This window comes from Methylobacterium terricola, from assembly GCF_006151805.1.
Taxonomy (GTDB): Bacteria; Pseudomonadota; Alphaproteobacteria; order Rhizobiales; family Beijerinckiaceae; genus Methylobacterium; species Methylobacterium terricola.
The window spans coordinates 54,985-69,903 of the sequence record NZ_VDDA01000010.1 but is presented as its reverse complement, the minus strand read 5'-3'; the positions used below and the strand labels follow the sequence as shown (position 1 = coordinate 69,903).

Here is a 14,919-nt window from a genome sequence, read left to right as displayed (position 1 = left end):
TGCCTCCTCAGAACCGGATCGTCGCGCCGCCGCCGATCGACCAGCCGGTATAGCTCAAGCGTCCCTGGCCGGTGCCGGTATTGGCGGCTTCATGAATCCACAGGCGCTCGCCGCGGAGGTTGAGCGAGACCCGCTCGCTGAGCGTGTATTGCAGCAGGCCGCCCGCTCCGTAGCGCTCGCGGGCCGGCAGGAATTGCAGGGTGGTGGGGTCGTAGGAATTCGCGTCGCGATACAGGTAGCTCAGCGTCGGCCCGAGGGCGAAGGCGCCAGTCGTGTAGAGGGTATCGAGCCCGACGCGGTAGAGGTTGCTGTTCGAGTTGCGCGGTTCCGCAACCAGGCCAGGCAGGAAGGCGCCGGGGACGAAGTTGCGTTCGGTATGGTTGAACGACGCGCTCAGCGTCGTGCGCCAGGCCTCGCTCCAGGCATAGCCGAGCTGGCCCGAGACGCCGAGGCGCGAGCCGGAGCGGATCACCGGCACCCGCTCGATGAAGGTCGTGCCGTCCTGGGAGTAGAGCAGGGCGACGTTGCCGGTCCACGGGCCGTCCTCGTAGAACAGGGACGCGGTGACCGAGGTCGTATCGCCGGAGCGGGTGTGGATGAAGGCGTCGATCCCGGTCAGCGGATCCGGTGGTCCCTCGCGGAAATAGGCGCCGCGGGCGGTGTAGCCGAAGGTCAGGTTGAACAGCAGGGTCTGGCCGATCGGCACGTTCACGCCGAGGCTCGGGCCGATGTTGAATCCCTCGCCGAAGGTCGGGACGTCGACGAGGTCCGAGTCGAACCGTGTCAGGAAGCGCGAGCCGGCGAGATACGAGGTGCCGGTCGGCAGGTTGAGGTTGAGCGAGGCGAAGGGCTGCACGCCGTCGAGGCCGAGATAGGTCGCGGTGGCGGAGAGCTGGGTGTCGAGGGTGGTGCTCAGGGCGCCCGACAGACCCGGCGTCGATTGCCGGGTATCGGCATAGCCGCCACGGGCCACGAGGTCGATCTTGAGATCCGGCACTGGCTGGCCCGAGAAGGACAGGCCGAAGGGCAGGTAGAATTGCGAGCCGCTGCCGCGGACGCCCAGCGGCGCGATGCCGACCGGCTGGCCCCTGGTACCGCTGAAGCTGAAATAGCGGAACTCGGTGTTGAACGTCGTCGTCCAGACCGGCTCGAACGCCGCCGGGGCGACCGGGGCGACCGCGAGGTCGGCCGCTTCCGCTGTGCTGCAGAGAAGGCCACAGGCGGCCGCCCATCGTAACAGTTTCATCCAGTCCCCCATCCCTCTCGGCGCCGGCGCCGTTCCGGCGCGATCATTCGGTCCTGTGCGCCCTGCTTGGCCAAGTTTCACGTAGTTTATCATGGTTAATTTTTCGTTAATGGCCGTAAAACTAGTTACAATCGATCCATAAAAGTATTGATATATACAATATTATGTAAATTTGATGGGGATATTTTCATGAAAGTGCCAGAAAATTACTTATAAAATTTGATACATACTTTATTGATGCCAGCGCGACTGAACGCAGCAATGCGCGATCACGAGACCTAAGTACAAGTGGGGAGTACGTGCCGCCGATGAGCAGAAAGATCGCATTGCGATGACGTTTCCGCTTCCTCACAAGTGAGGATGGAAGATACAATTTGCAACATTTACGCAGGCTTGAAACCCGCACGTGAGCTGCGGGGCACACAACCTTTGGTCCTCGGAGACGACCGATGCGTGTTTTCCCATTCTCGACTGCCCTCACGCAGCAGCACGACCAGCCGTGACCTCGATGTTCGGCCCGGCGGGACTGGCACGCGGAGGAGGGGGATTTGTGTGACGAGATTACGCCGGCGCTGATCGCGGAGATCTACGAGGCGGCCACGGTCGATGACGGGCTTGTGCGGCTGGTCGACATCGTCCGCCGGGTCGTCGACGTCGACAATGCCGGCATCTGGCTCCGTTGCGGCTCCGAGATCCGCGAGCTGACCGTCAGCGACTCGATCGCGGCCTCGGTCGCGCCGTATCTCGCCTATTACTGCCAGATCGATCCGTGGTCGTCCGTCGCCAAGATGCGCGACCGCGTCACCATCGGCAACGAGATCTACAGCGAGGACAGGCTGCTGAAGGGGGAGTTCTACACCGACTTCGCGCGCCATTTCGAGATGCTGCGGCCGATGGGCGTGACCTTCGACATCGCGACGAACACGACCGTGATGATCTCGACCAACCGGGCGAGCCCGGGGCGGCTGCTCGACGACCTCGACAAGGCCCGCTTCACCGACCTCGTCGTCCACATCAAGGGCGCGCTGAAGCTCAGGCACCGGCTCGGGATCGAGCGAAGCGCGCAGGGCGCCCTCGCGACCGCCTTCGAGCGGCTGGCTTTCGCGGCCCTGGTCTGCACGCCGGAGGCCGAGGTGCTGTTCGCCAACGACGCGGCGCGCGCCCTCGAGGCCGAGCGCGCGATCCGGCTGAGCGGCAGCCAGGGCAGCCTCTCGGCCGCGACCGCCGAGAAGACCAGCGCGCTACGCCGCCTGATCGCCGCGGCGGCGATCCGGGGCGAGGCCGGGAGCCTCGCGCTCGGGACCGACAGCCTCGTCCTCGCCCTGGTCACGCCGCTGCCCGGAACGCGGCCCGAGCAGCACCAGGGCCGGGCCCTCGTGACGTTGCGCCGGGCCGATGCGGTCGCCGGACCGTCCCTCGAATTGCTGCGCGAGCTGTTCGACCTGACGCCGGCCCAGGCGCATCTCTGCGTCCAGCTGGCACGCGGATTGACGTTCGAGGCCGCGGCGGCGGAGCGCGGCGTCGCGCTCAGCACGGCGCGGACGCATTTCAGCACGATCCTGCGCAAGACGGGCACGGACAACCTGCGGGATCTTCTGCGATTGCTCGGGGCGATCCCGCAGGTCAGCTACAAGTAGAAGATCCGCTGGTCCCGTGCCGGCAGAAGGCGGGCCGCGCCCAGCAGCGACGCGGCCGGGCGCGGCCCGCGTCTATTCCGCCGCCATCGCCTGATGCACCACCGGCACCGCCGGCGCGCCCTCCCAGCGGGAATTGGCCGGGATCGTCTCGCCCTTCATCACGATGGTGAGCGGGCGCAGCTGGGCGTAATCGCCGACCTTGGTGTCGTAGAGCACCGTCGCGAAGGCGCCGACGCTGACGCCGCGACCGACCTCGACCCGGCCGACCTTCATCACCCGGTCCTCGTAGAGGTGGGTCTGGAGCGCCGACATGCGGTTGATCGAGGCGAAGTCGCCGATGGTGACGCAGTCGAACTCGGTGATGTCGGTCGCGAGCATGCACACGCCCTCGCCGGTGCGGGTGCCGAACAGCCGCAGCACCCAGGGGAGGAACGGCGTGCCCATCAGGTGCTCGAGCAGAACCTTGCCGGCCAGTCCCCAGTACATCACCGCGACCGCCTCGGTGCGCATCGCCCACCACGACCACATCGGGTGCATGCCGGGCTCGTAGCGGCCCATCAGCAGCCACTTGACGGCGATCACCACCAGGGTCTGCAGCACCGCGATCACCACGCTGGCGGCAACGAAGCTGATCGCCAGGCCGCCCCAGTCGCCGGCCAGGATCGCCGGGTAGAATACGAAATCGATCGCCAGGATGGCGAAGGTGATGAACAGCATCGGCGAGAACGAGGAGGTGAACGCCTCGAAGATGCCGCGCCGGACCCGCGGCCAGATCCCGGGCTCGAAGGTCTGGGCCTGGCCGAGATCGACCTTCTGGCGGACCGGCAGCTTGATCGGCGGCGAGCCGAACCAGGTCTCGCCCGGCGCCATGCGGTCGTTGGCCGGGGGCTTCGACTTGATGCCGATCAGCACGTCGTCCGGGATGACGGCGCCCGGCGGCACCACCGCGTCGTTGCCGACGAAGACGCGGGCGCCGGTGCGCACCGGTGCCAGCTCCATCACGCCGCGGCGCACCTCCTCCTCGCCGTAGACCACCTCGTCGGCGATGAAGTTGCGCGGGCCGACCTCCGCCAGGTCGTAGCGGCCGGCGAGGTTGGTCGAGATCTCGGCGCCCTGGCCCATGCCGGCGCCCATCAGCCGGTACCAGGCCCGCATGTAGACGGTGGCGAAGAGCGACGAGAGGGTCTCCAGCGTCACCTCGGCGGCGAGCGCCACCGCCCATTTGCGCAGGTAGGTCCCGCTGTGGATCGAGTAGCTGCCTTCGCGCAGGCGTGGCAGCACCAGCCAGCGGATGCCCGCGATCAGCCCGACCGTGCCGGCGGTCATCAGCATCGCGGTCGGCCAGGTCAGGAGCGGCAGGTAGACGTGGTAATCCACGTCGGTCATCGTCGCGAGCGAATCGCTGATCTGGTCGAAGATGTAGAAGGCGGGGAAGATCGGCAGCAGGCCGACCGCCGGGATCGCCGCCAGCAGGACGGCATAGATCACGAAGAACACCGCCCGGCGCTGGGGCGAAGCGTCCGGCACCGGGGGCAGGTGCGAGATATCGACCATGCCGACCTTGCGGCCGGGGGAGCCGTCCCAGGCCTCGGCCCGGCCGACGAGCGTGCCGGAGGGCACGGTGGTCAGGTCGGCCAGCTCCGCATGGTCCTCGATCCGCGTATCGTAGCCGATGACGCAGGAGGTGCCGATGGCGACGTCGTCGCCGATCGAGACCCGGCCGATCACCAGCTCATTGCCGACCACCTCGGCATTGGCGAGCGTCAGCCGGCCGCCGAGGGAGGCGCCCCGGCCGATGCTGACGAGGTCCGGTGCGCCGATCTCGATGTCGGAGATCAGCGCGTCCTCGCCGACCTTGGCGCCGAGCAGCCGCAGGTAGATGCGGATCATCGGCGAGCCCTGCAGCCACTTGACGTGGACGAGCGGGGTCAGGCGCTGGGTCAGCCACCAGCGGAAATAGTAGGTGCCCCAGAGCGGGTAACGGCCGGGCCTGGTCCGCCCGAGCACCAGCCACTTCATGGCGATGGCGATCAACGCCGTCGCGGCGTTGAGCCCGATATAGACCAGCAGCAGCACCGCCATCTCGGCGAAGAAGCCGAGCTCGCCGCCGGTGATCAGCAGGTAGGTGACGAAGATGCCGAGCCACTGCGCGGTCGCGAGCGCGATCACGAAGGGCAGCACCACGCCCTGCGCGAGGCCGCACAGGAAGCGCCGCAGGAGCGGCGGCGGCGCGAAGGACAGGTCGTGGGTGGCGGCGGCCGCGCCGGCGCCGCCGGTGCGGGCGATCAGGGTCTCGGCCATCGCCCTCAAGGTCCGGCCGTTATAGACGTCCTGGAGCGTGATGGCGGCCAGCGCCGGCACCTCGCGCACCGCCGAGACGAAGCGGGCGGCGAGCAGCGAGTGGCCGCCGAGATCGGCGAAGAAATCGGCCTCGAACGGGATCGGCTGGTTGCCGAACACCTTGTGGGCCGCTGCCAGCAGCGCCTCCTCGGTCTCGTCGCGGGGCTCCTCCTGCTCGCCGGAGGTCTCGACCACCGCGAGGGGCGCGGCGCGCAGGGCCTTGCGGTCGACCTTGCCGGACGCGGCGAGGACGGGGAGGATCTCGACCACCTCGAAATGCGCCGGGATCATGTAGGGCGGCATCGTCTCGGCCAAAGCCGCGCGCAGGCGACCGCGGTCGAACGCCGAACCCCGCTCGGGGACCACGAAGGCGACGAGCCGGTCGACGCCGTCATCCTGGCGCAGGACCACTGCGGCGGAAGCGATGCCGGCTTGCGCCCGGATCCGCGCCTCGATCTCGCCGAGCTCGACCCGGAAGCCTCGGACCTTGACCTGGTCGTCGATGCGGCCGTGGAACACGATCCGCCCGGCACGGTCGAGCGACACCGCGTCGCCGGAGCGGTAGAGCACCGGGTCGGACCCGTCGCCGCCATAGGGATTGGCGACGAATTTCTCCGCGGTCAGCTCCGGCCGGGCGAGGTAGCCCTGGGCGACGCCGGGACCGCCGATCAGCAATTCGCCCTGCACGCCCGGCCCGACGAGAATCAGCGCCTCGTCGGCGATGTAGGCGGTGTAATTGGCGATCGGCCCGCCGATGGTGACGGGGTCGCCCGGCCGCATCTCGGCGGCGGTTGCCACCACCGTCGCCTCGGTCGGCCCGTAGGTGTTGAACAGCTTGCGGCTCGGCGTCGCCCAGCGGGCGATCAGCGGCTCGGGCAGGGCCTCGCCGCCGAGCAGGATCAGCCGCAGGCGCGGCACGTCCTTGGTCATCAGCCCGAGCAGGGTCGGCACCGTGTCGAGGACGGTGATGCCGGCCTCGTTCAGGATGTCGGGCAGGGCCTCGGCGTCACCCATCTGGGCCGGGCTCGCGACGAACAGGGTCGCGCCGGCCAGATACGGAACCCAGATCTCCTCCATCGAGAGATCGAAGGCGACCGAGGCGCCCTGGAACACCACGTCGTCGCCGGTGACGCCGTAGAGGTCGTTGGCCGAGCGCAGGAAGTGGCAGATGTTGCGGTGGCTGATGACGATGCCCTTCGGCACGCCGGTCGAGCCCGAGGTGTAGATCAGGTAGGCCGGATGCTCCGGCGTCAGGCCGGCGGCGCGCAGGTCCGGCGCAGGGCCGTCGGCTCGCGCGGCCACCTCGCCGGGGGTCAGGGCCGGGCAGGTCCCGGTCGGCGCCTTGTCCTTGAGGGCGCCCGAGACGACGAGCGCCTTGGCGCCGGCATCCTTCAGGCACACGGCGACCCGGTCGGCGGGCGCCTCGGCGTCGAAGGGCAACCACGCGGCGCCGGCCTTGGTGATGCCGATCTGCGCCACCAGCAGGTCGGGCGAGCGCGCCATCCACAGGCCGACCACGTCGCCGGGGGCGACGCCGCTTGCGGCGAGGCCCGCGGCGATCGCATCGGAGCGGCGGTCGACCTCGGCATAGGACAGGCGGGTGCGTGACGCTGACTCGCTGCCGCTCGCCGCGTCGATGAGCGCGGCGTGGTCGGGCCGGCGCCTCGCCGTCTCGCGGAAGATCTCGGCCAGGACCTCGTCGCGCAGCAGGTCCGGCCGCACCGGGCCGCGCAGCACCGCCGCTCCCGCGGGCGGGACAGCCGTCTGGCTCATCCCGTGGCTGGACGGGCGGACGGTCCCGGCGGTGTGGTTCATCAAGCGACTCCGCTGGCCCGGGCGGGCCGTTGAGCTCGAGGGCGCCGGTCCGGGACCGGCATCACGCGCGGATTGCGGCCCGCGGGCGGGCCTCGTCACGGGCGGGCAGGCGGGAGGTGGACGAGAACCGGGGCCGGTTCAAGGCACGTCGTGGGACAAAACGCGGCGTCAGACCCAGCGCCGCGTGCCGCCCTCGAGCAGCAGGATCCGGCCCTGCAGGATCTCCAGATGGGGCGCGTCCTCGGTGCCCGCCGCTCCCAGCGTCACCATGACGGCGCGGGCGACGCCGCCATGGGCGACGATGACCGTCGGCCGGTCGAGGGATTCAAGGAGCGGGCGCACCCGCTCGGCCACCATGGCGTAGCTCTCCGCGCCCTCGCCCGGCGGGCAGAAGCCCCAGCGGTCGCGGTCGCGCGCCTGGGACCGGGCGGGATCGCTGCGGCGCACGTCCTTCCAGGTCAGCCCCTCCCAGGCGCCGAAGCCGATCTCGCGCAGGCGCGGATCGGTCGTGTAGCCGGCGGGATCGAGGCCGAGCGCGCGGCGCAACCCCTCCATCGTGTGCCGGGTGCGCTCCATCGGGCTCGCCAGATAGGGCAGGTCGCCGAGACCGGTGCCGATGAGGCCGCGCAGCCGCTCGCCAGCCTCCGCGGCCTGGCCGTGGCCCTTGGCGTTGAGGGGCGTGTCGCGCTGGCCTTGCAGGCGGCCCTCGGCGTTCCAGTCGGTCTCGCCGTGGCGCACGAAGTAGATCGGCGCCCGGATCACCGGCCCGTCCTCTCGGAACGGCCCCGCTTGCCCGCCGTTGTTCTCGTCACGATCCGTCGCACGCCGTCATCCCCGCCGGAGCCCTCAGCCTCCCGATGTCGAAGAAGCACCCGAAAGACAAGCCGGTTTCGCTGCCCGGCCGCCCGCGGCCGTCCTCCGCCGCCTGGGCGAGCGATGCCGGATCGCTGGCGCAGGCAAGCCCGGGCTTCCTCGCCGAGCACGGCGCGACCGTCCCGGCACCGCCGCCGGGCGTGGTCCAGTGCCGGCCCGAGACGCCGTGCCGGCTCGCCGAGATCGACCCGGACGCGCCGGGCTCCTCCGACGGCAAGGCGGCGGCCGAGGAGGAACTGGCGGAGGTGCGCGCCCGCATCCAGGCGCTGCAGGAGCGGCTCTACGCCGAGCGCAAGCGCAGCCTGCTGGTGGTGCTCCAGGCGATCGACACTGGCGGCAAGGACGGCACCATCCGGCACGTCTTCGAGGGGGTGAACCCGCAGGGCTGCCAGGTCTCGTCCTTCAAGACGCCGAGCGCCGAGGAGCTCGACCACGATTTCCTCTGGCGCTACCACCGCCAGGCGCCGGCCCGCGGCATGATCGGGGTGTTCAACCGCAGCCATTACGAGGACGTGCTGATCGTCCGGGTGAAGCGGCTGGTGCCGGAATCGGTCTGGCGCCCGCGCTACGACCTGATCAACGACTTCGAGCGCCTGCTCACCCTCTCGGGCACTACGGTGCTCAAGATCTTCCTGCACATCTCGAAGGACGAGCAGAAGGAGCGGCTGGAGAGCCGGCTCGCCGACCCGACCAAGAACTGGAAGTTCGACCCGGCCGACCTCGTGGAGCGGCAGGCCTGGGATTCGTACCAGGCGGCGTTCCAGGATGCCCTGACGCTGTGCGGCACGCGGCTCGCCCCCTGGCACGTGGTGCCGGCGAACCGGAAGTGGTTCCGCAACCTCGCCGTGGCCCGGCTGATCGCCGGCACGCTGGAGGCGATGGATCCGCAATTTCCGGAGCCGAAGGCGGATTTGAGCGGGATCACGGTGCCGGAGTGATGGACCGTCGAGGGGACCGGATCTCGCAACCTCGATAACATCCACCCGTCACCCCGGGCTCCGCATTCGCGGCCCCGGGATGACGCGGCGGTTGGACGATCCGTCATCCGACCGACGAATCCAACGTCTCATACCCTTGCGCCTTGGCATCGGCATGTCGAGGCCAAGGCGTCCGGCGCATCAGCGCCGGTGCCCGTTCGGGCTCGCCGTGCGCCGTCGAACGGATCCGTTCGACGGCGCGGCGGTCTCACGCCGCCTCGTCGCGCTTGCCCAGGCGCTTGTCGAGGTAGGTGTCCACCGTCTGGGTCAGCTCGTCGACCTTGCCGTCGAAGAAGTGGTTGGCGCCCTCGACGATCTGGTGCTCGATGATGACGCCCTTCTGGGTCTTCACCTTCTCGATCACCGGCATCACCTCGCGGGCCGGCGCGACCCGGTCCTCGGAGCCGTGCACGAACAGGCCCGAGGACGGGCAGGGGGCGAGGAAGCTGAAATCGTAGCGGTTGGCCATCGCGGCGATCGAGATGAAGCCCTCGATCTCGGGGCGCCGCATCAGCAGCTGCATGCCGATCCAGGAGCCGAACGACACGCCGGCGATCCAGCACGCCCGCGCCTCGGGGTTGACCGCCTGCACCCAGTCGAGGGCGGCGGCGGCATCCGACAATTCGCCGACGCCGTGGTCGAACGAGCCCTGGCTGCGGCCGACGCCGCGGAAGTTGAAGCGCAGCGCCGCGAAACCGCGATTCGCGAACGTGTAGAACAGGTTGTAGACGATCTGGTTGTTCATCGTGCCGCCGAATTGCGGGTGCGGGTGCAGCACGATGGCGATCGGGGCACCCTTCTGCTTCGGCGCCTGGTAGCGACCCTCCAGCCGACCGGCGGGACCGGCGAAGATGACCTCGGGCATGAACGACCTCTTTCGGCTTCCAGGGTGCGTGGGCGCGACACCGGAGCGGGCAGGGAGCCCGGGCCCGTCGCTTGACTCGGGTCCCGTCTCCCATAAAAGCACCCTTAGAACAGTTCTAGATGACTAGAACTGTTCTAAACAACGGGTGCCGGGATCCTGCTCTCCGCGTTGGCGGGCACGCACCCTCTGATTACGCGTATCCGGGGCGGGCCTTAGCACGGCCCCCGGGGGGAAAGGCAAAGGAATTCAGCGCATGGAGCGCCAGCGCGCCTATCTCGACCACAACGCGACCTCGCCGGTGCGGCCGGAGGTGGCGGAGGCGGTCGCGCGCGCGCTGACGGAGTTGCCCGGCAACCCGTCCTCGATCCATCGCGAGGGGCGAGCCGCCCGCTCCGCCATCGAGGCGGCGCGGGGGCAGGTCGCGGCCCTCATGGGGGCAGCGCCCGCCCGGGTGGTGTTCACCAGCGGCGGCACCGAGGCGGCGAACGCCGTGCTGTCGGGCGCTCTTCGCCGACGCGGCCTGCCGGCGCCGACCCGGCTGCTGATCGGCGCGACCGAGCATCCGTGCTGTCTCCAGGGCCACGGCTTCGCGTCCGCGGCGACGGAGATCCTGCCGGTCGATGCGGACGGCGTGTTGCGCCTCGACGCGCTGGAGGCGCGCCTCCTCGCGCTGGCCGCGGAGGGCGTCACCGCCCTCGTGTCGGTTCAGGCAGCCAACAACGAGACCGGGGTGATCCAGCCCCTGGGGAGGGTTGCGGCGCTGACATGCCAGCATGGCGCCCTGCTCCACAGCGACGCGGTCCAGGCGGCTGGACGGGTTTTGGTCGCGCACAATATAAGTGGCGTCGACGCGCTGACCCTCTCGGGCCACAAGCTCGGCGCTCCGAAGGGGATCGGCGCCGTCGTGCTCGGCGACGGCGCGACCCTTGAACCCGGCCTGGTTCGCGGCGGCGGGCAGGAATCGCGCCTGCGCGGCGGCACCGAGAACGTGCCGGGCATCGTCGGGTTCGGGGTTGCGGCGCAGAGCGCGCGGGCGGCCCTGGCCGCGGAGGCGGATCGCCTCGCGCGGCTTCGCGACGCGATCGAGGCCGGCGTCCGGGCTCGGGCACCGGACGCGGTGGTGTTCGGGACGGGGGCGGAGCGCCTGCCCAACACGCTGTGCCTGGCGATGCCGGGGCTCAAGGCCGAGACGGCCCTGATCGCCCTCGACCTCGACGGCGTCGCGGTCTCGTCCGGGGCGGCCTGCGCCTCGGGAAAGGTTTCGCGCTCCGGCGTGCTCGCGGCGATGGGGGTCGATCCGGCCCTGTCCGCGGGGGCGCTGCGCGTGAGTTTGGGGTGGAACAGCCGGCAAGACGACGGGGAAAGGTTCCTGGCGGCCTTCGATCGGCTGGTTTCATCCCTATATAAGCGCCGGGAGCGGGCCGCGTGATCGCGCCCCCCGCCACCGGCCGTGTCATCACCTCGCGGCCCTTGAAGCCGTAAGCGGTAGGAGACGGGTATGCCTGCAGTGCAGGAGACGGTCGATCGCGTCCGCGCCATCGATGTCGATCAGTACAAGTACGGTTTCGAGACCACGATCGAGATGGAGAAGTCCGAGAAGGGCCTCTCCGAGGACGTGATCCGCTTCATCTCGGCCAAGAAGGACGAGCCGGAGTGGATGCTCGAATGGCGCCTCGACGCCTATCGCCGCTGGCTCACCATGAAGGAGCCGAACTGGGCGCGGGTCGAGTACGACAAGATCAACTACGACGAGCTGTACTATTACGCTGCGCCGAAGCGCAAGGCGGCGCAGTCGCTCGACGAGATCGATCCCGAGATCCTCAAGACCTACGAGAAGCTCGGCATCCCGCTGCGCGAGGTCGAGGTGCTGGAGGGCATCGCCCCCGAGCGCCGCGTCGCCGTGGATGCGGTGTTCGATTCGGTCTCGGTCGCCACCACCTTCAAGGCCGAGCTGGCTAAGGCCGGCGTCATCTTCATGCCGATCTCGGAGGCCGTGCGCGAGCATCCCGAGCTGGTCAAGAAGTATCTCGGCTCGGTCGTCCCGGTCACCGACAACTACTTCGCGACGCTGAACTCGGCCGTGTTCTCGGACGGCTCGTTCGTCTACATCCCGCCGGGCGTGCGCTGCCCGATGGAGCTGTCGACCTATTTCCGCATCAACGAGCGTGACACCGGCCAGTTCGAGCGCACGCTGATCATCGCCGACAAGGGCTCGTACGTCTCGTATCTCGAGGGCTGCACCGCCCCGCGGCGCGACGACAACCAGCTTCATGCCGCGGTGGTCGAACTCGTCGCCCTCGACGACGCCGAGATCAAGTACTCGACCGTCCAGAACTGGTACCCGGGCGATTCCGAGGGCCGCGGCGGCATCTACAACTTCGTGACCAAGCGCGGCGATTGCCGCGGCGCGAACTCGAAGATCTCGTGGACGCAGGTCGAGACCGGCTCGGCGATCACCTGGAAGTACCCGTCCTGCATCCTGCGCGGCGACAATTCCCGCGGCGAGTTCTACTCGATCGCGGTGTCGAACGGCATGCAGCAGGTCGATTCCGGCACCAAGATGATCCATCTCGGCAAGAACACGACGAGCCGGATCATCTCGAAGGGCATCTCGGCCGGCCGGTCGCAGAACACCTATCGGGGCCTCGTCTCGGCGCACAAGAAGGCGAAGGGCGCGCGCAACTTCACCAATTGCGACTCGCTGCTGATCGGCGACCAGTGCGGCGCGCACACCGTGCCGTACATCGAGTCGAAGAACGCCTCGGCGGTGTTCGAGCACGAGGCCACCACCTCGAAGATCTCCGAGGACCAGAAGTTCTACTGCCTGCAGCGCGGCCTCTCCGAGGAGGAGGCGACCGCGCTGATCGTCAACGGCTTCGTCCGCGACGTGCTGCAGCAGCTGCCGATGGAGTTCGCCGTCGAGGCCCAGAAGCTGATCTCGATCAGCCTGGAAGGCTCGGTGGGCTGATTCCTCCTCTCGCTCCCGGCGGAGTGCCGGGAGCAACCGATCTCGATATCATTTGCAACGGATGCGGCGCCGCACGGTCGGGCCGCGCTCCCGTCAGGACTACCTTACCATGCTGGAAATCAAGAACCTGGTCGTCAACATCGAGGACAAGCGCATCCTCAACGGCCTCAGCCTGACCGTCAACGACGGCGAGGTCGCCGCCATCATGGGCCCGAACGGCTCCGGCAAGTCGACCCTGTCCTACGTCATCGCCGGCAAGGAGGACTACGAGGTCCTCGACGGCGAGATCCTGCTCGACGGCGAGAACGTCCTGGAGATGGAGGCGGATGCCCGCGCCGCCGCCGGCATCTTCCTGGCCTTCCAGTACCCGCTGGAGATCCCGGGCGTCGGCACGATGACCTTCCTCAAGGCGGCGATGAACGCCCAGCGCAAGACCCGCGGCGAGGACGAGCTGACCACGCCCGACTTCATGCGCCAGGTCTATGCCGCGGCCGACAAGCTCGAGATCAACAAGGACATGCTCAAGCGCGCCCTCAACGTCGGGTTCTCCGGCGGCGAGAAGAAGCGCATGGAGATCCTGCAGATGGCGCTGCTCTCGCCGCGCTTCTGCGTCCTCGACGAAACCGATTCGGGCCTCGACATCGATGCTCTGCGCATCGTCTCGGAGGGCGTGAATGCGCTCCGCGCCCAGAACCGCAGCTTCCTGGTCATCACCCACTACCAGCGCCTGCTCAACCACATCGTGCCCGACACCGTGCACGTGATGGCGCAGGGCCGGGTGGTGAAGTCCGGCGGCAAGGAACTCGCCCTCGAGCTCGAGGCGTCGGGCTACGCCGAGTACCGGTCGAACGAGGCGGCGTGACCATGGCCGACGTCACGACTCTTCGCACCGCCGCCGAGACCGGGCTGTCGAAGCTGTTCGAGGTCCAGCGGCTCAAGCTCCCGGGGGCGGCCATCGCCCGCGAGGAGGCCTTCCGCTACTTCGAGGCGGCGGGCCTGCCGCATCGCCGCGTCGAGGCGTTCAAGTACACCGACCTGCGCGCCGCCGTGCGCGAGGCCGCCCCGCCGGCCGAGGCGCCCGACGCCGAGACCGCCCGCAACGCCGTCAAGGCGGCTCGGGGCTTCGCCGGGATCGAGGCCGCGCGCCTGACCTTCGTCAACGGCCACCTGGTCGCGGCGTTGTCCGACCTCGCCGGCCTGCCCGAGGGCCTCGAGGTGGTGCCGTTCGCGCAGGCGATGAGCGAGGGCCACCCGCTCCTCGACCACCTCGCCCCCGTCGAGCAGACCCGCGAGAACCCGATCTACCAGCTCAACGCCGCCTTCATGGCGGACGGGGTGGTGATCCAAGTCGCCCCCGGCGCCAAGGTCGAGCGGGCCCTGCACCTGCGCTTCGTCGGCACCGGGAACGCCCCGTTCTCGACCGCGACCCGCGTCCTGGTCGTGGCCGGCGATGAGGCCGAGGTGACGATCCTCGAGAGCCATGAGGGCCCGGACGGGATCGCCTACCAGCCCAACGACGTCCTCGACGTCGTGATCGGCGACCGCGCCCGCGTGCTGCACAGCCGGCTCAACATCGAGGGCGACGCGGCCATCGCGCTGTCGACCATCTCGGCCCGCCTCGGCGCCGGCTCGCACATCGAGACCGTCAACGTGGTGACCGGGGCGGTGCTGTCGCGCCACCAGCTCTACCTGCATTTCGCAGGGGACGACGCGACCGCCACCGTCAACGGCGCCGCGATGATCCGCGACGGCCAGCTCGCCGACTCGACCCTGCTCGCCGACCATGCCGCCGTCGGCGGGATCAGCCGCGAGCAGTTCAAGACGGTGATCGACGGCGACGCCACCGGCGTGTTCCAGGGCAAGATCATCGTCCGGCAGATCGCCCAGAAGACCGACGGCAAGATGAAGTCGGACTGCCTCCTCCTCACCGACGAGGGGCAGATGATGAACAAGCCGGAGCTGGAGATCTTCGCCGACGACGTGGCCTGCGGCCACGGCGCCACCTGCGGTGCGCTCGACGAGGACCTGCTGTTCTACCTGATGGCGCGCGGCCTGCCGCGTGCCCAGGCGGAGAGCCTGCTGGTCCAGGCGTTCCTCGGCGAGGCGATCGAGGCGGTCTCCCACGAGGACGCCCGCGAGGCGATGATCGCCGAGATCGAGGCCTGGCTCGCCCGCCGCGGTTAAGACTTGATCGGGCC

10 protein-coding genes are annotated in these 14,919 nt (G+C 69.2%); 6 read left to right on the top strand and 4 right to left on the bottom strand.

The window, feature by feature from the left end; genetic code table 11:
• Positions 1-7: 7 nt before the first annotated feature.
• Entirely contained in the window at positions 8-1,246 is a 1,239-nt protein-coding gene (locus tag FF100_RS20595) for a porin family protein (RefSeq protein ID WP_139037615.1), read from the bottom strand.
• A 548-nt stretch (positions 1,247-1,794) separates the two neighbouring features.
• Here FF100_RS20595 and FF100_RS20590 point away from each other — a divergent pair.
• Positions 1,795-2,883: a helix-turn-helix transcriptional regulator gene (locus tag FF100_RS20590; protein ID WP_139037614.1), complete on the top strand. Its 1,089-nt coding sequence runs from the start codon at positions 1,795-1,797 to the stop codon at positions 2,881-2,883.
• Between the two features lie 72 nt (positions 2,884-2,955).
• Here FF100_RS20590 and FF100_RS20585 read toward each other — a convergent pair whose 3' ends face one another.
• Together FF100_RS20585 and FF100_RS20580 are read right to left on the bottom strand one after the other, a co-directional pair.
• Positions 2,956-7,038, bottom strand: a complete 4,083-nt coding sequence (locus FF100_RS20585) for a Pls/PosA family non-ribosomal peptide synthetase (protein ID WP_139037613.1) — start codon at positions 7,036-7,038, stop codon at positions 2,956-2,958.
• 168 nt (positions 7,039-7,206) lie between these two features.
• On the bottom strand, positions 7,207-7,800 hold the full coding sequence (locus tag FF100_RS20580) for a histidine phosphatase family protein (protein WP_139037612.1): 594 nt from the start codon (positions 7,798-7,800) through the stop codon (positions 7,207-7,209).
• Positions 7,801-7,895: 95 nt separating this feature from the next.
• Here FF100_RS20580 and FF100_RS20575 point away from each other — a divergent pair, with 95 nt between their 5' ends.
• A complete protein-coding gene (locus tag FF100_RS20575; protein ID WP_139037611.1) occupies positions 7,896-8,849 on the top strand; it encodes a polyphosphate kinase 2 family protein in 954 nt (317 codons plus the stop codon).
• A gap of 247 nt (positions 8,850-9,096) precedes the next feature.
• Here the strand turns inward: FF100_RS20575 and FF100_RS20570 are convergent, their stop codons facing one another.
• A complete protein-coding gene (locus tag FF100_RS20570; protein ID WP_048436017.1) occupies positions 9,097-9,753 on the bottom strand; it encodes an alpha/beta hydrolase in 657 nt (218 codons plus the stop codon).
• A gap of 253 nt (positions 9,754-10,006) precedes the next feature.
• On the opposite strand from FF100_RS20570, the gene FF100_RS20565 reads away from it, so the two are divergent.
• The 4 genes from FF100_RS20565 to sufD all read left to right on the top strand — a co-directional run bounded on the left by FF100_RS20565 (position 10,007) and on the right by sufD (position 14,905).
• Positions 10,007-11,182 carry a cysteine desulfurase family protein gene (locus FF100_RS20565; RefSeq protein ID WP_139037610.1) on the top strand — a complete coding sequence of 392 codons (1,176 nt, stop codon included), beginning with the start codon at positions 10,007-10,009 and terminating at the stop codon, positions 11,180-11,182.
• A gap of 69 nt (positions 11,183-11,251) precedes the next feature.
• A complete protein-coding gene (gene sufB / locus FF100_RS20560; RefSeq protein ID WP_139037609.1) occupies positions 11,252-12,721 on the top strand; it encodes a Fe-S cluster assembly protein SufB in 1,470 nt (489 codons plus the stop codon).
• 109 nt (positions 12,722-12,830) lie between these two features.
• Entirely contained in the window at positions 12,831-13,583 is a 753-nt protein-coding gene (gene sufC, locus FF100_RS20555) for a Fe-S cluster assembly ATPase SufC (RefSeq protein ID WP_139037608.1), read from the top strand.
• Between the two features lie 2 nt (positions 13,584-13,585).
• The gene (gene sufD, locus FF100_RS20550; protein WP_139037607.1) at positions 13,586-14,905 is read left to right on the top strand and encodes a Fe-S cluster assembly protein SufD; all 1,320 of its coding nucleotides are present in this window, start codon (positions 13,586-13,588) and stop codon (positions 14,903-14,905) included.
• Positions 14,906-14,919 lie beyond the last annotated feature (14 nt).

What these genes read in the sequence shown, in the direction of transcription:
- sufD (WP_139037607.1), top strand. Translation starts at nt 13,586, where the DNA reads ATGGCCGACGTCACGACTCTTCGCACCGCCGCCGAGACCGGGCTGTCG.
- FF100_RS20565 (WP_139037610.1), top strand. Translation starts at nt 10,007, where the DNA reads ATGGAGCGCCAGCGCGCCTATCTCGACCACAACGCGACCTCGCCGGTG.
- FF100_RS20570 (WP_048436017.1), bottom strand. Translation starts at nt 9,753, where the DNA reads ATGCCCGAGGTCATCTTCGCCGGTCCCGCCGGTCGGCTGGAGGGTCGC.
- FF100_RS20585 (WP_139037613.1), bottom strand. Translation starts at nt 7,038, where the DNA reads ATGAACCACACCGCCGGGACCGTCCGCCCGTCCAGCCACGGGATGAGC.
- sufB (WP_139037609.1), top strand. Translation starts at nt 11,252, where the DNA reads ATGCCTGCAGTGCAGGAGACGGTCGATCGCGTCCGCGCCATCGATGTC.
- FF100_RS20575 (WP_139037611.1), top strand. Translation starts at nt 7,896, where the DNA reads ATGTCGAAGAAGCACCCGAAAGACAAGCCGGTTTCGCTGCCCGGCCGC.
- sufC (WP_139037608.1), top strand. Translation starts at nt 12,831, where the DNA reads ATGCTGGAAATCAAGAACCTGGTCGTCAACATCGAGGACAAGCGCATC.
- FF100_RS20595 (WP_139037615.1), bottom strand. Translation starts at nt 1,246, where the DNA reads ATGAAACTGTTACGATGGGCGGCCGCCTGTGGCCTTCTCTGCAGCACA.